This is a genomic window from Pseudomonas sp. FG98 (genome assembly GCF_057808595.1).
Window position 1 is genome coordinate 1 of record NZ_JBMDIJ010000017.1, and the last position, 18,006, is coordinate 18,006.

The 18,006-nt window shown below is 62.1% G+C and carries 17 protein-coding genes; 6 read left to right on the forward strand and 11 right to left on the reverse strand.

Annotated features, from left to right (window positions below; genetic code table 11):
- Nucleotides 1-72: 72 nt before the first annotated feature.
- From glpD to ACODSK_RS13395, 4 genes are all read right to left on the reverse strand, one after another.
- Entirely contained in the window at nt 73-1,593 is a 1,521-nt protein-coding gene (gene glpD, locus ACODSK_RS13380; RefSeq protein ID WP_489016645.1) for a glycerol-3-phosphate dehydrogenase, read from the reverse strand.
- Nucleotides 1,594-1,777: 184 nt separating this feature from the next.
- Nucleotides 1,778-2,533 (reverse strand): DeoR/GlpR family transcriptional regulator, encoded by a 756-nt coding sequence (locus ACODSK_RS13385; protein ID WP_489016647.1) that lies wholly within the window; start codon nt 2,531-2,533, stop codon nt 1,778-1,780.
- 142 nt (nt 2,534-2,675) lie between these two features.
- Nucleotides 2,676-4,175 carry a glycerol kinase GlpK gene (gene glpK / locus ACODSK_RS13390; RefSeq protein WP_489016648.1) on the reverse strand — a complete coding sequence of 500 codons (1,500 nt, stop codon included), beginning with the start codon at nt 4,173-4,175 and terminating at the stop codon, nt 2,676-2,678.
- A gap of 54 nt (nt 4,176-4,229) precedes the next feature.
- A complete protein-coding gene (locus tag ACODSK_RS13395) occupies nt 4,230-5,078 on the reverse strand; it encodes an MIP/aquaporin family protein (protein WP_489016650.1) in 849 nt (282 codons plus the stop codon).
- 303 nt (nt 5,079-5,381) lie between these two features.
- On the opposite strand from ACODSK_RS13395, the gene ybaK reads away from it, so the two are divergent.
- Nucleotides 5,382-5,852, forward strand: a complete 471-nt coding sequence (gene ybaK, locus ACODSK_RS13400) for a Cys-tRNA(Pro) deacylase (protein WP_489016652.1) — start codon at nt 5,382-5,384, stop codon at nt 5,850-5,852.
- Between the two features lie 191 nt (nt 5,853-6,043).
- Here the strand turns inward: ybaK and ACODSK_RS13405 are convergent, their stop codons facing one another.
- Both ACODSK_RS13405 and argF read right to left on the reverse strand, forming a co-directional pair.
- On the reverse strand, nt 6,044-7,153 hold the full coding sequence (locus ACODSK_RS13405) for an ABC transporter ATP-binding protein (protein ID WP_489016653.1): 1,110 nt from the start codon (nt 7,151-7,153) through the stop codon (nt 6,044-6,046).
- Nucleotides 7,150-8,070 carry an ornithine carbamoyltransferase gene (gene argF, locus ACODSK_RS13410; protein WP_489016655.1) on the reverse strand — a complete coding sequence of 307 codons (921 nt, stop codon included), beginning with the start codon at nt 8,068-8,070 and terminating at the stop codon, nt 7,150-7,152. The genes ACODSK_RS13405 and argF overlap by 4 nt, the downstream gene beginning before the upstream one ends.
- Nucleotides 8,071-8,466: 396 nt before the next feature.
- Between argF and ACODSK_RS13415 the strand changes: the two genes are divergently transcribed.
- Nucleotides 8,467-10,575: a molybdopterin oxidoreductase family protein gene (locus ACODSK_RS13415; protein ID WP_489016657.1), complete on the forward strand. Its 2,109-nt coding sequence runs from the start codon at nt 8,467-8,469 to the stop codon at nt 10,573-10,575.
- Between the two features lie 92 nt (nt 10,576-10,667).
- A complete protein-coding gene (grxD, locus tag ACODSK_RS13420) occupies nt 10,668-11,003 on the forward strand; it encodes a Grx4 family monothiol glutaredoxin (RefSeq protein WP_489016659.1) in 336 nt (111 codons plus the stop codon).
- Between the two features lie 179 nt (nt 11,004-11,182).
- Here the strand turns inward: grxD and bfr are convergent, their stop codons facing one another.
- Nucleotides 11,183-11,653, reverse strand: a complete 471-nt coding sequence (bfr, locus tag ACODSK_RS13425; protein WP_009399751.1) for a bacterioferritin — start codon at nt 11,651-11,653, stop codon at nt 11,183-11,185.
- Nucleotides 11,654-11,861: 208 nt separating this feature from the next.
- Entirely contained in the window at nt 11,862-12,083 is a 222-nt protein-coding gene (locus tag ACODSK_RS13430; RefSeq protein ID WP_042122752.1) for a bacterioferritin-associated ferredoxin, read from the reverse strand.
- Between the two features lie 231 nt (nt 12,084-12,314).
- Between ACODSK_RS13430 and ACODSK_RS13435 the strand changes: the two genes are divergently transcribed.
- Complete coding sequence (locus ACODSK_RS13435; RefSeq protein WP_489016661.1) at nt 12,315-12,917, forward strand: peroxiredoxin; 603 nt, start codon at nt 12,315-12,317, stop codon at nt 12,915-12,917.
- A 79-nt stretch (nt 12,918-12,996) separates the two neighbouring features.
- Here the strand turns inward: ACODSK_RS13435 and rnt are convergent, their stop codons facing one another.
- Nucleotides 12,997-13,671 carry a ribonuclease T gene (rnt, locus tag ACODSK_RS13440; RefSeq protein ID WP_489016662.1) on the reverse strand — a complete coding sequence of 225 codons (675 nt, stop codon included), beginning with the start codon at nt 13,669-13,671 and terminating at the stop codon, nt 12,997-12,999.
- On the reverse strand, nt 13,668-14,714 hold the full coding sequence (gene pyrC, locus ACODSK_RS13445; protein ID WP_489016663.1) for a dihydroorotase: 1,047 nt from the start codon (nt 14,712-14,714) through the stop codon (nt 13,668-13,670). Before pyrC ends, rnt begins: the two co-directional genes overlap by 4 nt.
- A gap of 131 nt (nt 14,715-14,845) precedes the next feature.
- On the opposite strand from pyrC, the gene ACODSK_RS13450 reads away from it, so the two are divergent.
- Both ACODSK_RS13450 and ACODSK_RS13455 read left to right on the forward strand, forming a co-directional pair.
- Nucleotides 14,846-15,829 carry a flagellar protein MotY gene (locus ACODSK_RS13450; RefSeq protein WP_489016665.1) on the forward strand — a complete coding sequence of 328 codons (984 nt, stop codon included), beginning with the start codon at nt 14,846-14,848 and terminating at the stop codon, nt 15,827-15,829.
- A 128-nt stretch (nt 15,830-15,957) separates the two neighbouring features.
- Complete coding sequence (locus ACODSK_RS13455) at nt 15,958-17,175, forward strand: argininosuccinate synthase (RefSeq protein WP_009396513.1); 1,218 nt, start codon at nt 15,958-15,960, stop codon at nt 17,173-17,175.
- 72 nt (nt 17,176-17,247) lie between these two features.
- Here the strand turns inward: ACODSK_RS13455 and ACODSK_RS13460 are convergent, their stop codons facing one another.
- Nucleotides 17,248-17,721 (reverse strand): hypothetical protein, encoded by a 474-nt coding sequence (locus tag ACODSK_RS13460; RefSeq protein ID WP_489016667.1) that lies wholly within the window; start codon nt 17,719-17,721, stop codon nt 17,248-17,250.
- Between the last annotated feature and the right edge of the window lie 285 nt (nt 17,722-18,006).

The following is an 18,006-nucleotide window of genomic DNA, read 5'->3' on the forward strand; positions in this document are numbered from 1 at the left end:
AGGTTCAGCGGAGCACGCAAACCTTGTGGGAGCCGGCGTTGCCGGCGATGAGGCCCTAAGCAGCAATAAAGATCAGGCAGCCCGGCTCAATTCCCGCCGTTGCAGGTAAGCCACCAGGTTCTGCTGTTCGGCTTCGGTCATGAACAGGCCCAGCTTGCTCCTGCGCCACAGGATGTCGTCTGCCGACACCGCCCACTCTTCCCGGCACAGGTAATCCACTTCCCGGCTGAACAACCCGCCGCCGAGGGCTTCACCCAAATCTTCCGGACCCTTGGCACCGTCCAGCAGTTGCCAGGTACGGCTGCCATAGGTCAGCGCCCAACGCTTGGCCAGTGCACTCGGCAGCCAGCCGAAGCGGGCGAGGATCTCGTCGCTCAGCGCTTGCGGCGTGCTCATGCCCTCGCCCCCGGGCAGCGGCGCACTGGCGGTCCAGCTCGGCCGCATCTGGGTGAACCAGGGCGCCAGCTCGCGCATAGCCGATTCCGCCAGCTTGCGGTAGGTGGTCAGCTTGCCGCCGAACACCGACAGCAGCGGTGCCTGGCCATCCTCCGAGGACAGCGCCAGGGTGTAGTCACGGGTCACCGCCGACGGGTTGTCCGACTCGTCGTTGCACAGCGGACGCACGCCGGAGTAGGTGAGGAGAATGTCGTCGCGGTTCAGGCGGTGCTTGAAGTGCTGGTTGACCACCTTGAGCAGGTAGTCGGTCTCCTGCTCGGTGATCGCCACCTTGGCCGGATCGCCGCTGTATTCGCGGTCGGTGGTGCCGATCAGGGTGAAACGCTCCAGGTACGGGATGGCGAAGACGATGCGCTGGTCTTCGTTCTGCAGGATGTAGGCGTGCTCGCCCTCGTAGAGCTTCGGCACGATCAGGTGGCTGCCCTGGATCAGGCGGATACCGTAGGGTGCGCTCAGGTGCAGATCATCCTTGATGAACTTGGCCACCCATGGGCCGGCCGCATTCACCAGCGAACGGGCCTGGATGCTCTGCAGGCTGCCGTCGGCCCGCTCGACCTGCACGTTCCACAGCTTGCCGTGGCGGCTGGCACTGACGCAGCGGGTGCGGGTGAGGATGTGCGCGCCGTGCTCGCGGGCGGCCATGGCGTTGAGTACCACCAGGCGGGCATCGTCCACCGCGCAATCGGCGTACTCGAAACCGCGGGTGATTTCCGCCTTCAGCGGGTTTTCCGGGCCGAAGCGCAGGCTGCGCGAGGCGCCGAGCTGCTTGCGCTTGCCGAGGTTGTCGTAGAGGAACAGGCCGGCGCGGATCATCCAGGCCGGACGCAGGTGCGGGCGATGGGGCAGGACGAAGCGCATCGGCTTGACGATGTGCGGCGCCTTGGCCAGCAGCACCTCGCGCTCGGCCAGGGCTTCACGGACCAGGCGGAATTCGTAATGTTCGAGATAGCGCAGGCCGCCATGGATCAGCTTGCTGCTGGCCGAGGAGGTGTGGCTGGCCAGGTCGTCCTTTTCGCAAAGGAACACCGACAGGCCGCGTCCGGCGGCGTCGGCGGCGATGCCGACACCATTGATGCCGCCACCGATGACGGCGACGTCATACACCTCGGCGAGGATGGGAGCGCTGGATTGGGACACGGCAAGGCCTCTCGAAAGTCGTTCTGATATCTTTTATGAACATGAATGTTCGTATTCGAAAATGTTAGCCGAACGAAAAGCCGCCGACCAGTGACTTTCCATAGAAAATACTGATCGGATTACAAACAAATGAAAAATAACGAACATTCACGCCACCGGCCTTGCGCCGGCGGCAGTCACTGGCTCAGACCACTTCGAGGCGGATCTTGTACTGGTTGAGCAACTGGGCCAGGGCGCTGACCGGCGCCTGGTCGGTCACCAGGCAATCGACCAGGCTGATCGAGCCCAGGCGGACCATGGCATTGCGTCCGAATTTGCTCGAGTCGGCAGCCAGGATCACTTGGCGGGCGTTGGCGATGATCGCCTGGGAGACCCGCACTTCCTGATAATCGAAGTCCAGCAGGCTACCGTCTTCGTCGATGCCGCTGATGCCGACCAGGGCGAAATCGACCTTGAACTGGTTGATGAAGTCGACACTGGCCTGACCCACCACGCCGCCATCGCGGCGCACATTGCCGCCAGCCAGTTGCACTTCGAAATCGTCCTTGGCACTGAGGATCGAGGCGACATGCAGGTTGTTGGTGATGATCTTCAGGTGGTTGTGGTTGAGCAGGGCGCGGGCGATGGATTCGGTGGTGGTGCCGATATTGATGAACAGCGAGGCATGGTCGGGGATTTGCCGGGCCACGGCCTCGGCGATGCGCTGCTTCTCGTCGCGCATCTGGTCGGCGCGCATGGCGTAGGCGGTGTTCTCGATGCTGGAGTCGTAGGCCGCGCCACCGTGATAACGGCGCAGCAGGTTGACCTCCGCCAGCTGGTTGATATCGCGGCGGATGGTTTGCGGGGTGACGACGAACAACTGCGCCATTTCCTCGATACTGACGTAGCCACGCTCGCGGACCAGTTCGAGAATTTGTTGTTGGCGGGGAGGCAGATTCATGGGCGTCCTTCAGGGGCGGCCGAAAAATGCTGCAATGATGCCGGAGGAAGGAGCCGGGGACCAGTCTGGAGGCGTCCCCGGCATGGCTTGCAGCGCAGCCGTTCCCGTTTGGAAACGGCCGTGCCGAAGCCTGGCTGCGCGGTTACTCCTCGTGGGGCTCCCAGTCGCGGGTGCGGTCAACGGCCTTGAGCCAGCCGCTGTACAGCTTCTCTTTTTCCGCTTCGGCCAGTTGCGGAGTGAACTCCCGCTCGATCAGCGCCTTGCCGCGCAGTTCGTCCAGGCCGCTCCAGAAACCGCAGGCCAGGCCGGCCAGGTAGGCGGCGCCGAGGGCCGTGGTTTCGCGCATCTGCGGGCGCTCGACACAGGTGCCGAGAATGTCCGCCTGGAACTGCATGAGGAAGTTGTTGGCCACCGCGCCGCCGTCCACGCGCAGGGCGCTGAGACGCTGGCCGCAGTCCTGCTGCATGGCGTCGAGCACGTCGCGGGTCTGGTAGGCGATGGATTCCAGGGCGGCGCGGATGATGTGGTCGACCTTGACCCCGCGGGTCAGGCCGAACAGGGCGCCACGGGCATACGGATCCCAGTACGGCGCGCCGAGGCCGGTGAAGGCTGGCACCAGGTAGACGCCGTTGCTGTCCTTGACCTTGCTGGCGAAGTACTCGGTGTCATGGGCGTCGTTGACGATCTTCAGTTCGTCGCGCAGCCACTGCACGGTGGAGCCGCCGTTGAATACCGCACCTTCCAGGGCGTAGGCCACTTCGCCGCGTGGGCCGCAGGCGATGGTGGTGAGCAGGCCGTGGGACGATTGCACCGCCTGTGCGCCGGTGTTCATCAGCAGGAAGCAGCCGGTGCCATAGGTGTTCTTGGCCTGGCCCGGTTCCACGCACATCTGGCCGAACAGCGCGGCCTGCTGGTCGCCGGCGATACCGGCGATATCGATGCCGCTCTTGGTCTTGCCGTAGATCTGCGAGGACGGGCGCACTTCCGGCAGCATCTGCCGCGGGATGCCCAGCACTTCAAGCATCCTGTCGTCCCATTGCAGGGTATGGATGTTGAACAGCAGGGTGCGCGAGGCGTTGGTGTAGTCGGTGACATGCACCTTGCCGCCGGAGAATTTCCAGATCAGCCAGCTGTCGACGGTGCCGAACAGCAGATCGCCGCGCTCGGCGCGTTCGCGGGCGCCTTCGACGTTGTCGAGGATCCACTTCAGCTTGGTTCCGGAGAAGTACGGGTCGGTGACCAGGCCGGTGGTTTCGCGGATGTAGTCCTGCAGGCCGTCGCGCTTGAGCTGCTCGCAGATCTCGGTGCTGCGGCGGCACTGCCAGACGATGGCGTTGTACACCGGGCGCCCGGTTTCCTTGTCCCAGACCACGGTGGTTTCGCGCTGGTTGGTGATGCCGATGGCGGCCACCTGGTCGTGGCTGATGCCGGCCTGGGCCAGGGCCTCGACCATGGTCGCGCTTTGGGTGGCGAAGATTTCCATCGGGTCGTGCTCGACCCAGCCGGCCTGCGGATAGTGCTGGGCGAACTCGCGCTGGGAGGTACCGACAACGTTTGCGTCACGGTCGAAGATGATGGCCCGCGAACTGGTCGTGCCCTGGTCGAGGGCAATGATGTAGTTCTTGTTCTGAAGGTCTGTCATGTCGTTGGCCTTGCAGTGAATAGGGTTGGAATCAGGCGTTGGCGATCCTGCGGATCACGAGGCCTGGGTCTTGCCTTGAGCGTTGTCGTCGCTCGGGGCGGCCGCAGCGGCAGTCGGCAGGCTGCGGGCAAATACGCCACGGTAAAGGGCGGCACCGAGACTGGCTCCCATGATCGGCGCGAAAACCGGAACGAGGAAGTAGGGAATGTCACGCCCGCCGGTAAAGGCGACGTCGCCCCAGCCGGCGAGGAAGGTCATGAGCTTGGGCCCGAAATCCCGCGCCGGGTTCATCGCGAAGCCGGTCAGCGGACCCATGGCGCTGCCGATCACCGCGATCAGCAGGCCGATCAGCAGCGGCGCCAGGGGGCCACGGGGCAGGCCGTTGTTGTCGTCGGTCAGGGCCATGATCACGGCCATGAGGATGGCGGTGATGATCACTTCGACCAGGAACGCCTGGCCGGTGGACAGGGCCGGATGCGGGTAGGTGGAGAACACCGAGGCCAGCTCCAGGCTGGCCTGGCTGCCGCGGACCATGGCATGGGTCTGTTCGTAATCGAAGAACAGGTTGCTGTACAGCGCGTATACCAACGCTGCGCCGCAGAAGGCGCCAGCGACCTGGGCGAGGATGTAGAAGGGCAGTTTGGCTTTTTCGAAACCGGCGAACAGGCACAGGGCGATGCTCACGGCCGGGTTCAGGTGTGCGCCGGAGATTCCGGCGGTCAGGTAGATCGCCATGCTCACGCCGATCCCCCAGATGATGCTGATTTCCCACAGGCCGAAGCTGGCACCCGCGACCTTGAGCGCGGCGACGCAGCCGGTGCCGAAAAAGATCAGCAGCGCGGTGCCGAAGAATTCGGCCAGGCATTGGCTGGATAACGTCGGTTGTTGTAGAGCAGTCGTCATTCGATACCTCGGTTCTTGTTGTTGTGAGGCGCAGTGAGCGCTCGACGGAAACCCGACGGAAATCCCCATTTCCGGTCAGGCGGGGGTGGAAATGCACCTTATAAGGGCGGTACTACATTCAAAAACGAAAAAATATAGACAAGAAACGATTATGTCAAAGGTCGAAAGCGAACCATCATTCACAAACTGACTGGCGGCCCACAGCGCGTACGGACCTTGTCCTACAAGGCAATGGTTGTGTGTGGGGATTTGTCCTACAGTAGCCAGCCAAAGGAAACCGAACATCGCTGTTGGAGCCCCCGCATGACCCCTGCCCTGGATCTGTTGAAGAAGGTTCGCGCCGAACATCGCATTCACAGTTATGAACACGATCCCAAAGCCGCGTCCTATGGCCTTGAAGCTGCCGAGAAGCTGAATCTGAACCCGAAGCAGGTGTTCAAGACCCTGCTCGCGGCGACGGAGAAGGGCGAGTTGCTGGTGGCGGTGGTCCCGGTGGTGGGGACCCTGGATTTGAAGGCCCTGGCCCAGGCGGCGGGGGCGAAGAAGTGCGAAATGGCTGATCCGGCTGCGGCCCAGCGTTCAACGGGATATCTGGTTGGGGGAATCAGCCCGCTTGGGCAGAAGAAACGTCTGAGGACTTTTATCGACAAGTCCTCGGAAGAGTTTCCCACCATTCACGTCAGTGCCGGTCGGCGAGGATTGGAGGTGGAGTTGGCTGCGGCGGTGTTGGCCGAGCACACCCAGGGGAAATTTGCGGCTATCGGTAAAGAATAGAGTGGCTGGCTTTAAGCTATCTCTGTGGGAGCTGGCTTGCCAGCGAATTGGCCGAACCTGACAACATCATTGTTCAGGTCGGCCTCATCGCCGGCAAGCCGGCTCCCACAGGTTCCGGGGCAGCCACAGGGTTGGTGTTCGGCGTGGTCCCTGTGGGAGCTGGCTTGCCAGCGATTAGCCCCCACAGGATTTCAGTGTGCCGAGCTGTAGCGGCGCACGCCGTTCTCATCGGCGGGCAAGCGCGCTTCGACACTGCCGGAAGCCGCAAACAGCACCAGGTGATCCGCCGCAACGGCAATCCCGACCTCCTGGCCGACCTGGTAGTCCAGATGGCTGGGGAAGATGGCTTCCAGTTGAGTGCCGGTGGCCAGTTGCAGGCGATACAGGGTCGAGGCGCCCTGGAAGCTCTTGCCGCTGACCCGCGCCTGCAGGCCACTGTCGGCGGCATGCACGATGTCGTCGGGGCGCAGCAGCACATCCACGGCACCACCTACCGGCAGTGAATAGGCACGATTGCCGCGCAGCTCGCCGAGTTCGGTCTGTACCGTATCCGGGCTGAGCAACTGGCCGCGAATAAAGTAGCCCTGGCCGATGAAGCTGGCCACGAATGGCGTAGCCGGCTCGTGATAGAGGTTGTACGGCGTATCCCATTGCTCCAGGCGGCCTTCCTTGAACACCCCGACATGGTCGCTGACGGCAAAGGCTTCTTCCTGGTCGTGGGTGACCAGTACGGCGCTGGTGCCGCGGCTCTTGAGGATGTCGCGAACCTCATGGCTGAGGCGCCGGCGCAGTTCCACGTCGAGGTTGGAGAAGGGCTCGTCGAGCAGCAGCAGTTGCGGTTCGGGAGCCAGGGCGCGGGCCAGGGCGACCCGTTGCTGCTGGCCGCCGGACAGTTCGTGCGGGTAGCGCCCGCCGAGACCGTCGAGCTTGACCAGTTCCAGCATCTCCTTGACCACGTCCTGCTGGCGCGGGTGCTTGCCGATGCCGAAGGCGACGTTCTGCGCCACGGTCAGGTGCGGGAACAGCGCATAGTCCTGGAACACCATGCCGATCCGGCGCTTTTCCGGGGCCAGGGTGAAACCGGCCTTGGAAATGACTTCGCCGGCCAGGCTGATCTCGCCGCCATGCACCGGTTCGAAGCCGGCGATGGCGCGCAGGGTGGTGGTCTTGCCGCAGCCCGACGAGCCCAGCAGGCAACCGATATCGCCGACGTTGAGGTGCAGGTTGAGGTTCTGGACGATACGCGCCTCGCCATAGCCGCAGGCGAGGTCGCGCAGGTTAAGCAGTAGGGGCTTGCTCATGCGTGGTGATAGGCCGGTTCAACAAGAAATTCGAGAAGTGCCTTCTGCGCATGCAGGCGGTTTTCGGCCTGATCCCAGGCGACCGAACGCGGGTCGTCGAGCAGGTCGAGGCTGATTTCCTCGCCGCGGTGGGCGGGCAGGCAGTGCATGAACAGAACGTCGGCAGCGGCCAGGTCGAGGAGTTCGCGGGTGACCTGGTAGGGCGCGAAACGCTCCAGGCGCCGTGCGGTCTCGTCTTCCTGGCCCATGGAGGTCCAGACGTCGGTGCTGACCAGATGGGCACCACGTACCGCTTCCTTCGGATCGCGGACGATCTGCACGCGGTCACCGGCCTGGGCGACGAACTTCGGATTCGGCTCGTAGCCTTCCGGGCAGGCCACGCGCAGCTGGAAGTCGAACTGGATGGCCGCTTCTATATAGCTGTTGCACATGTTGTTGCCGTCGCCGATCCAGGCCACGGTCTTGCCCTGGATCGAGCCGCGGTGTTCGAGGAAGGTCTGCATGTCGGCCAGCAGCTGGCACGGGTGCAGGTCGTCGGACAGGCCGTTGATCACCGGCACGCGGGAGTTGGCGGCGAATTCGGTCAGGGTGCTGTGGGCAAAGGTACGGATCATCACCGCATCGAGCATGCGCGACATGACGATGGCGCAGTCGCCGATCGGCTCGCCGCGGCCCAGTTGGGTGTCACGCGGGGAGAGGAAGATCGCCTGGCCGCCGAGCTGGATCATACCGGCTTCGAAGGACAGCCGGGTACGGGTCGAGGATTTCTCGAAAATCATGCCCAGTACGCGGTTTTTCAGGGGCTCGAAGAGTACGCCGCGGTTACGCAGGTCTTTCAGCTCGATCCCTCGGCGGATCACACTGACCAGTTCATCGGCGGTGAAATCCATCAGGGAGAGAAAGTGCCTAGCGCTCATCATTGACTACCTTTTTGCAACAGACCGCAGATCAGCAAAAACCGGTTTTTCGGAAACACGGATGAGACCTGCGGCGTAAGCCGCACGGGGCGACGAAATAGGGGAAGGCGCAATACTATAATTAAATGTCGCGTCTTACCAAGTGGGGGCTGCCTCGACGGTCTTGGTCGAACACAACACGTGCCGTCTGTCTGCTCCTTTTTGCGGAGCAAGAGAGCTTTTTACACTGCCCCGGAAGGACTTTGCAACGAACGGACGGGGCTTTGTCGGCCTCCTGGGACCATCGTCCAGGCTGATGCCGCAGGATTCACCAGGCGAAGATCGCTGGCGAGCAGCCCGGGCCGAGGCCATAGTCGGGGACGGCACTCCCCCCGGATCAAAGAACAAGAGGCGGCCATGACCAAGACCGTGCACCACCGCGCCTGTCACCTGTGCGAGGCCATCTGCGGCCTGACCTTCGAGCTCGACACCGACGAGGGCGGCACGCCGCGTATCGCGTCGATCAAGGGCGACCCCCAGGACAGCTTCAGCCGCGGCCATATCTGCCCCAAAGCGGTGGCCCTGCAGGATATCCAGAACGATCCGAATCGCTTGCGCGGCCCGGTCGTACGGGTGGGCGAGCAATGGCTGCCGATCGAGTGGGAGGAGGCCTTCGAGCTGGCCGCGCGCAAGCTGCACGAGATTCAGCAACGTCACGGGCAGAACGCTGTGGCGGTGTACCAGGGCAATCCCAGCGTGCACAACTATGGGTTGATGACCCACAGCAACTACTTTCTCGGCCTGCTGAAAACCCGTAACCGCTTTTCCGCCACCTCGGTCGACCAGTTGCCCCATCACCTGACCAGCTACCTGATGTACGGCCATGGCCTGTTGTTGCCGATCCCGGATATCGATCACACCGACTTCATGCTGATCCTCGGCGGCAATCCGCTGGCCTCCAACGGCAGCATCATGACCGTGCCGGACGTCGAGAAGCGCCTCAAGGCCTTGCAGGCCCGGGGCGGCAAGCTGGTGGTGGTCGATCCGCGGCGCAGCGAGACCGCAGCGATGGCCGACCAGCACCTGTTCGTTCGCCCAGGCGGTGACGCGGCGTTGCTGTGCGGCCTGCTCAACACCCTGTTCGAGGAAGGTCTGACCCGTGCCAGCCATCTGCCGGTCAGTGGCCTGGATGAGGTGCGCGCGGCGCTGCAGCCGTTCACTCCGGAAGTGATGAGCCTGCTTTGCGGCATCGAGGCGGGTTTGATCCGCCAATTGGCGCGAGACTTCGCGGCGGCGGACAAGGCCGTGTGCTACGGGCGCATGGGCGTCTCCACCCAGGCCTTCGGCACGCTTTGCCACTGGCTGGTGCAACTGATCAACCTGGTCAGCGGCAATCTCGATCGGGTCGGCGGTGCGCTGTGTACCGAACCGGCGGTGGACCTGGTGGCGACCACCAGCGGTGGACATTTCAATGCCTGGCAGAGCCGGGTGTCGGGGTTGCCGGAGTACGGCGGCGAACTGCCGGTCTCGGCCCTGGCCGAGGAAATGCTGACCGAGGGTGAGGGCCAGGTGCGGGCGCTGGTCACCGTCGCCGGCAACCCGGTGCTGTCGACACCCAACGGACGGCAGCTGGAGCAGGCCCTGGATGGCCTGGAGTTCATGCTCAGCGTCGATCTCTACATCAACGAGACCACTCGTTATGCCGACCTGATCCTGCCGTCCACCTCGGCGCTGGAGAACGATCACTACGACACCACCTTCAATCTGTTCGCGGTACGCAATGTCACGCGCTTCAATCGCGCGATCCTGCCCAAGCCCGAGGGTGCGCTGCATGACTGGGAGATTTTCGTCGGTCTGGCCGAAGCCTTTGCGCGGATCGCCGACAAGCCGCTGAAACCGACCATCCCGCCTTCGAAGATGATCGACCTGGGCCTGCGTGGCGGGCGTTATGGCGAGGGCTCGCCGTTCGACCTGTCGCTGCGCACCCTCGACCAGCATCCCCATGGCATCGATCTTGGGCCGTTGCAGCCGAATCTGGCGGCGCGCCTGAAGACCGAAAGCAAAGCCATCGAGGCCGCGCCCGGGGTGCTGCTTGCCGACCTGCAGCGCTTTGCCGCGCAACAACCGCCCAGCGCCGCCCAGTTGCTGCTGATCGGCAGGCGTCATGTGCGCAGCAACAACTCCTGGATGCATAACTTTCATCGCCTGGTCAAAGGCAAGCCGCGCCATCAGTTGCTGATGCATCCCGAGGACCTGGCCGGACGGCAGTTGCAGGACGGCCAGCGCGTGCGCGTGACCTCGCGGGTGGGCACCATCGAGGTCGAGGTGCAGGCCAGTACCGACATGATGCCGGGTGTGGTCAGCCTGCCCCACGGCTTCGGCCATGCCCGTCCTGGCGTACTGCTGGATATCGCCAGTGCCCAGGGCGGGGCGAGTGCCAATGACCTGACCGACGAGCGCCTGATCGATGGGTTGTCGGGCAACGCGGTACTCAATGGCGTTCCGGTGGAAGTGGTTGCCGCTTGATTGTCGGCAAGACCGAGCGTGCGCCTCGGCTTTCCGATACAATGCGCCACCGTGCCGACAAACCAGGTCGGAAAGTTCAGCCGAGGTGCTTCATGGATATCATCGAAACAATCAAAGAGCAGATCGCTAACAACACCATTCTGCTGTACATGAAAGGCTCGCCGAATGCGCCACAGTGCGGCTTCTCGGCAAAAGCGGCGCAAGCCGTGATGGGTTGCGGCGAGAAGTTCGCTTACGTCGACATCCTGCAGAACCCGGAAATCCGCGCCAACCTGCCGAAGTACGCCAACTGGCCGACCTTCCCGCAACTGTGGGTGGCTGGCGAGCTGGTCGGCGGCAGCGACATCATGGCCGAGATGTTCGCCAACGGCGAGCTGCAGACCCTGATCAAGGACGCAGCAGCCAAGGCCAAGGCTTCCGAAGCCTGATCGCCTGCCGATCCCGAAAAGCCCCGCCCGTGCGGGGCTTTTTCTTGCCTGAAGGATAATCGCCAACCTTGTGGGAGCGGGTGAACCCGCTCCCACAAGGTCCGTGTAATCTCAAAAAAAAAGCAGCGGCCGATGGCCACTGCTCTTTCTTGCCGCTTACAACATGCAGCTTGAAGCTGTCACTCACCCATCTGCGATTGCAGATAGTTCTCCAGGCCGACCTTGTCGATCAGGCTCAGCTGGGTTTCCAGCCAGTCGATGTGCTCTTCCTCGGATTCGAGGATGTCTTCCAGCAGCTCACGGCTGCCGAAGTCGCCGACGGTTTCGCAATGGGCGATGGCGGCTTTCAGGTCGATCAGGCCTTTCTGCTCGATCTTCAGGTCGCACTCCAGCATTTCGCGGGTGTGCTCGCCGATCAGCAGCTTGCCCAGGTCCTGGACGTTGGGGATGCCTTCGAGGAACAGAATCCGCTTGATCAGCTTGTCAGCGTGCTTCATTTCATCGATGGATTCTTTGTATTCGTGCTTGCCGAGCTTATCCAGACCCCAGTCTTCGTACATGCGCGCATGCAGGAAGTATTGGTTGATCGCGACCAGCTCGTTTCCGAGGATCTTGTTGAGATGCTGGATGACGCTTACGTCGCCTTTCATGGTGGGGTCCCGCCCTGTCTATGTGCCAATAAGCGGAAGTTTGAGCCTGACAACTTTCTCTGTCAAACCTAAGTTATTGAATAATAAGTGAAATTTAATCGGAATAAGAATGTTTGTATTCCTCGTTTTAACGCTAACTACTTGAATTCCGGGCATAAAAAAACCGGACACGGGGTCCGGTTCTTCAGGAATGCGGGAAAATTAATTTTCAGGCGGCGGTAAATTCCACCGGATAGGGCAGGGCGGCTGCCTGGCTGATCTGGATTTCGGCCAGGGTCTCGCGTACTACCTGCTTGGCGACGCATGCACATTTGCCACACTGGCTGGCTACATTGGTGGCGGCACGCACTTCCTTGTAGCTACAGCATCCTTCATAGATCGCATCGCGGATCTGTCCGTCGGTTACACCAACACAAAGACACACATACATAGAAGAAAACCATCAGGGCGTTAGGCTCGAATGAAGTGAAGCCTAATAGTAATGAGAATGCTTGTCAAAGCACTTTATCGAAGGTACGAAATAGAGCGACCGCCGGTAGGAAAAAGAGTCGAATCGCCATGACTCGGCGTCCTGCCCGGGGCCGTGTATGATGCTCAACCCGTGTCAGACGGCTTCGGCCCTCTGCGTAGTCAATTTCCAAACACCATCAGGAGATATCGAATGAGCGTACTCGTTGGCAAAAAAGCCCCGGACTTCACCGTCGCCGCTGTACTGGGCAATGGCGAAATCGTCGAGAGCTTCAACCTGGCTTCCGCTATCAAGGGCAAGTACGGCCTGGTGTTCTTCTACCCACTGGACTTCACCTTCGTTTGCCCATCCGAGCTGATCGCCCTGGATCACCGCATTCCTGAGTTCCAGGCACGCAACGTCGAAGTCATCGGCGTTTCGATCGACTCGCACTTCACCCACAACGCCTGGCGTAACACCCCGGTCAACAACGGCGGTATCGGCCCGGTCAAATACACCCTGGCCGCCGACATCACCCACGAAATCTGCAAGGCCTACGACGTTGAGTCCGAAGGCGGCGTGGCCTTCCGTGGCGCCTTCCTGATCGACACCAACGGCGTCGTGCGTTCGCAGATCGTCAACGACCTGCCGCTGGGCCGCAACATGGACGAGCTGCTGCGTCTGGTCGACGCCCTGCAATTCCACGAAGAGCACGGCGAAGTCTGCCCTGCCAACTGGAAAAAAGGCGACAAGGGCATGACCGCTTCGCCAGAAGGCGTTGCTGCTTACCTGAGCGAGAACGCTGGCAATCTGTAATTTCGCCAGGCGTAAAAAAACCGGCCTTTCATGGCCGGTTTTTTTATGGGAGAAGCTTGAAGCTTGCCACTTACCGCGTTTAGTCGTGGAAGTCGTGCCAGCCGCCCATTTCCTTCCAGCGGTTGACGATGCCGCAGAACAGCTCGGCGGTCTTCTCCGTGTCGTAGCGGGCGGAGTGCGCCTCGCGTCCGTCGAAGTCGATGTCGGCGCTCTGGCAGGCTCGCGCCAGTACGGTCTGGCCGTAAGCCAGGCCCGCCAGGGTCGCGGTGTCGAAGCTGGAGAACGGGTGGAACGGGTTGCGCTTCAGGTCGTTACGGGCCACCGCGGCGTTGAGGAAACCGAGGTCGAAGCTGCTGTTGTGACCGACCAGGATCGCCCGCTTGCAGCCGTTGGCCTTCAGCGCCTTGCGCACGCCGCGGAAGATATCGGTCAGCGCCGCTTCCTCGCTTACCGCCATGCGCAGCGGATGATCGAGCTTGATCCCGGTGAACTCCAGGGCCGCCTGCTCGATGTTGGCGCCTTCGAACGGCTCGACACGGAAGAAATAGGTGTGTTCGGGGAACAGGAAACCTTTTTCGTCCATGCCGATGGTCACTGCGGCGATTTCCAGCAGCGCGTCGGTGGCGCTGTTGAAACCGCCGGTCTCGACATCCACCACGACCGGCAGGTAGCCGCGAAAACGCTCCGCCATCGGGTGGCGCGAACCGCCGCCGCCAAGACCTTCCTGGTCGTCGTCGAACTGATCGTCACTCACTTGCTTTCCTCCAGCAGGCGCCAGCGCAGTTGTTCACCGGCGCGCAGCGGAACCACGGTGTGGTCGCCGAATGGCAGGCTGTCCGGGGCGGTCCACTCTTCACGGACCAGGGTGATGGTATCGGTGTTCGCCGGCAGGCCGTAGAAAGCCGGGCCGTGCAGGCTGGCGAAGCCTTCCAGCTTGTCCAGCGCGTTGCGTTGCTCGAAGGCTTCGGCGTACAGCTCGATCGCCGCATAGGCGGTGTAGCAACCGGCGCAACCGCAGGCGGCTTCCTTGGCGTGACGGGCGTGAGGGGCCGAGTCGGTACCGAGGAAGAACTTCGGGTTGCCGCTGGTGGCGGCATCCAGCAGCGCAAGCTGGTGCGTGTTGCGCTTGAGGATCGGCAGGCAGTAGAAGTGCGGGCGAATACCACCGACCAGCATGTGGTTGCGGTTGTACAGCAGGTGCTGGGCGGTGATGGTCGCGCCGACGTTGGCCGGGGCTTCCTTGACGAACTGTGCGGCCTCGGCGGTGGTGATGTGCTCGAAGACGATCTTCAGGGTCGGGAAGCGTTCGACCACGCGGCGCAGGTGTTCCTCGATGAACAGCTTCTCGCGGTCGAACACGTCGATCTCGCCGCGGGTCACTTCACCGTGGACCAGCAGGAGCATGCCGACTTCGGCCATGGCTTCCAGGGCCGGGAAGATCTTGTCGATGCTGGTGACGCCGGAATCGGAGTTGGTGGTCGCGCCGGCCGGGTACAGCTTGGCGGCGTAGACGAAACCGCTGGCCTTGGCCGCGCGGATGTCTTCCGGCTGGGTACGGTCGGTGAGGTACAGGACCATCAGCGGCTCGAACCGGCTACCCGCCGGGCGGGCATCGAGGATGCGCTGACGATAGGCGCCGGCTTCGGCGGCGTTGCGCACTGGCGGAACCAGGTTGGGCATGATGATGGCACGGGCGAAGGTGCGCGCTACGTCGCCGACGGTATGAGGCAGGACGGCTCCATCACGAAGATGGATGTGCCAGTCGTCGGGACGCAGAAGGGTCAGGCGATCGGACATTGGGGTTTCCAGGCGGTTCGAACTCTGGGCGAATGCTACCGGAAAAGCCTTCCCCGAGCACTCGCTATCAAGTTTTGCCAAAGGCGTCCGATAGCCTGCTGGTAAGTGATGGAAATTTTGTGGAGCCGCCCGTGCGCCAGCGTTATCTAGCCCTGCTCAGTCTGTTCGCCAGCCTTCCGGCCACCGCCCTCACGTTTCAGACGCGAGTGGAAAATATCGAGTGGAAGGTCGAAGGCGATCAGTTCGAGTGCCGCCTGATCCAGCCCATTGCCGATTTCGGCACGGGTGAGTTCGTGCGCCGCGCTGGCGAGCAGGCGACCTTCCGCCTGCGCTCGACCAACAACATGCTCGGCAGCGGTTCGGCAACCCTGTTGGCGGCGGCCGCACCGTGGCAGCCCGGGCGTGGCGATATCAACCTCGGTTCGATCCGCATGGCGCGCAGCGGCGTGCTGTTCAACAGCTCCCAGGGTCAGGCCAGCCGCCTGATCAATGGCCTGATGGATGGTCGCAGCACGGTGATTCGCAACTACGCCGGCGAGTCCGGGCAGACCATGGAAGTGCACCTGCTGCCGGTGAGGTTCAACAAGGCGTACGCCGACTACCAGGCTTGTGCGGCCAAGCTGCTGCCGATGAACTTCGACCAGATCCGCCAGGCCCGTATCGGCTTCCCCGGCAACGGCATCGACCTGGACGCCGACGCCCGTGCGCGTCTCGACGTGATCCTCGATTTCCTCAAGGCCGACCCCACGGTCAACCATATCGAGCTGGACGGCCACTCCGACAACAGTGGCAACCGCCTGACCAACCGCGACCTGTCGCGTCGGCGTGCCCTGGCCGTGGAGGAATACCTCAAGGCCCACGGTGTTCCGGCAGAGAACATCGTCGTGCGCTTCCATGGTGAGCGTTATCCGCTGGCAGCCAACAATTCCGCAGCCAACCGCGCACGCAACCGCCGGGTGAACATCCAGCTGGATCGCGTGACCCCGGTGGAGAAGCCGGTTGCAGAAAAGCCGGCTGATCCGGTGATTCCGGCCGCCCCGACCGCACCCTCCACGCCGGCAGCGCAGGCTGCACCGACAACCCCGGCACCCGCCAAACCCGTGCCCAAGTCCTGAGTGCGACCGACCGTCGCGCTCACGACAGTTCCTGTCGCTTTGTCGTCACAAGCTGTCGCCCCACTGTAAATTCACCCGCGAGAGCGGTAGAATCCGGGGTTTTCCGTACAACCCCGTGGAGTGATGGCATGGCGGACGTAAAAAAGGTCGTACTGGCGTATTCCGGCGGCCTTGATACTTCGGTGATTCTCAAGTGGCTGCAGGATACCTACAACTGTGAAGTGGTGACGTTCACCGCTGATCTGGGTCAGGGCGAAGAGGTCGAGCCGGCCCGCGCCAAAGCCCAGGCCATGGGCGTGAAAGAGATCTACATCGATGACCTGCGCGAAGAGTTCGTCCGAGACTTCGTATTCCCGATGTTCCGCGCCAACACCGTCTACGAAGGCGAGTACCTGCTGGGTACTTCCATCGCTCGTCCGCTGATCGCCAAGCGCCTGATCGAAATCGCCAACGAAACCGGCGCCGACGCCATTTCCCATGGCGCTACCGGCAAGGGCAACGACCAGGTTCGCTTCGAGCTGGGCGCCTACGCGCTGAAGCCGGGCGTCAAGGTCATCGCACCATGGCGCGAGTGGGACCTGCTGTCCCGCGAGAAGCTGATGGACTACGCCGAGAAGCACGGCATCCCGATCGAGCGCCACGGCAAGAAGAAGTCGCCGTACTCGATGGACGCCAACCTGCTGCACATCTCCTACGAAGGCGGTGTCCTGGAAGATACCTGGACCGAGCACGAGGAAGACATGTGGCGCTGGAGCGTTTCCCCGGAAAACGCCCCGGACCAGGCAACCTACCTGGAACTGACCTATCGCAACGGTGACATCGTCGCCATCGACGGCGTCGAGATGACTCCGGCTACCGTTCTCGCCGAACTGAACCGCATCGGCGGTGCCAACGGCATCGGTCGCCTGGACATCGTCGAGAACCGTTACGTCGGCATGAAGTCCCGTGGCTGCTACGAGACTCCTGGCGGCACCATCATGCTCAAGGCCCACCGCGCCATCGAGTCGATCACCCTGGACCGCGAAGTCGCTCACCTGAAGGATGAGCTGATGCCGAAGTACGCCAGCCTGATCTACACCGGCTACTGGTGGAGCCCGGAGCGTCTGATGCTGCAACAGATGATCGACGCTTCGCAGGTCAACGTGAACGGTGTGGTGCGCCTGAAGCTGTACAAGGGCAACGTCATCGTCACCGGCCGCAAGTCCGACGACTCGCTGTTCGACGCCAACATCGCTACCTTCGAAGAAGACGGCGGTGCCTACAACCAGGCTGACGCCGCAGGCTTCATCAAGCTCAACGCCCTGCGTATGCGCATCGCGGCGAGCAAAGGTCGTTCGCCACTCTAAGCAGTCGCTTCGGCATGAAAAAACCGGCATTGATTGCCGGTTTTTTTTGCCCGTCAGTGCAGGAGCGAGGCTCTACCGAGCCTCGATAACAATGCTGACCCGGGTTCCCTGTTCAAGGTCATGCACAATGATTCCGCCGCTTTCGGGGTGTTGCAGGGCGTGGCGGGCGACAACTTCCAGCAATGCCCGCGAGTCGGGGCCGGAAACCACGACAGTGGATTTTTCCTGCGTGTGTGAAAGCCCCAGTGCAAGTCTGCAAGCCGCAGGAGAGGGCAGGGGCTTTTCCGGCGCATCCTGTACAGAGGGTTCGCTTTCCATACTGGCTTCGTTCCCGGGATCATCCGGTCCGTAGAGACTTTTGGTATTGAAGTTCAATGTCAGGAAGAACAGCAATGTCAGAAACGGTGGAAAACCAACCAGGAACCATGTGTAGATGCTTTGGCTGCTTTCATCCAGGAACGGCAGCGAGGCCAATGCCGATGCTTCGATGATCCCGGCGAAGATGGCAATGATGGTCAGGGGGCTCTTCGGCTCTGGGCTGTTCATGGGCCTGGTCTCTGTTTCACGGTGTTCCGGCTGGGCCCGGTGGGGCAATAGGACGATTACCGGGAGTGTGCAGCGCAATGGATCCATTCAACACAGGGTGATTGCTCTTGGTGGAGCAGCATTTCCGTGGGTCGGACAGAAGGGACGGATGAATGTGGCAGGTGCACTAGGATTAATTTCGTGGGTATTACGGACATTTCCTGCATATGATTAGCCAATATTCGTAGCGATATTTTCAATGTCTCCGGCTAGCATCCTGATATGCCTTTTTTATTGCAAATGAGG

Excerpts from the sequence above, each read along its gene's own strand:
- ACODSK_RS13405 (WP_489016653.1), bottom strand. The coding sequence starts at position 7,153 with ATGAGCAAGCCCCTACTGCTTAACCTGCGCGACCTCGCCTGCGGCTAT.
- pyrC (WP_489016663.1), bottom strand. The coding sequence starts at position 14,714 with ATGTCCGATCGCCTGACCCTTCTGCGTCCCGACGACTGGCACATCCAT.
- ybaK (WP_489016652.1), top strand. The coding sequence starts at position 5,382 with ATGACCCCTGCCCTGGATCTGTTGAAGAAGGTTCGCGCCGAACATCGC.
- ACODSK_RS13460 (WP_489016667.1), bottom strand. The coding sequence starts at position 17,721 with ATGAACAGCCCAGAGCCGAAGAGCCCCCTGACCATCATTGCCATCTTC.
- ACODSK_RS13435 (WP_489016661.1), top strand. The coding sequence starts at position 12,315 with ATGAGCGTACTCGTTGGCAAAAAAGCCCCGGACTTCACCGTCGCCGCT.
- argF (WP_489016655.1), bottom strand. The coding sequence starts at position 8,070 with ATGAGCGCTAGGCACTTTCTCTCCCTGATGGATTTCACCGCCGATGAA.
- ACODSK_RS13430 (WP_042122752.1), bottom strand. The coding sequence starts at position 12,083 with ATGTATGTGTGTCTTTGTGTTGGTGTAACCGACGGACAGATCCGCGAT.
- ACODSK_RS13395 (WP_489016650.1), bottom strand. The coding sequence starts at position 5,078 with ATGACGACTGCTCTACAACAACCGACGTTATCCAGCCAATGCCTGGCC.
- ACODSK_RS13415 (WP_489016657.1), top strand. The coding sequence starts at position 8,467 with ATGACCAAGACCGTGCACCACCGCGCCTGTCACCTGTGCGAGGCCATC.
- ACODSK_RS13385 (WP_489016647.1), bottom strand. The coding sequence starts at position 2,533 with ATGAATCTGCCTCCCCGCCAACAACAAATTCTCGAACTGGTCCGCGAG.
- grxD (WP_489016659.1), top strand. The coding sequence starts at position 10,668 with ATGGATATCATCGAAACAATCAAAGAGCAGATCGCTAACAACACCATT.
- glpK (WP_489016648.1), bottom strand. The coding sequence starts at position 4,175 with ATGACAGACCTTCAGAACAAGAACTACATCATTGCCCTCGACCAGGGC.
- bfr (WP_009399751.1), bottom strand. The coding sequence starts at position 11,653 with ATGAAAGGCGACGTAAGCGTCATCCAGCATCTCAACAAGATCCTCGGA.
- ACODSK_RS13455 (WP_009396513.1), top strand. The coding sequence starts at position 15,958 with ATGGCGGACGTAAAAAAGGTCGTACTGGCGTATTCCGGCGGCCTTGAT.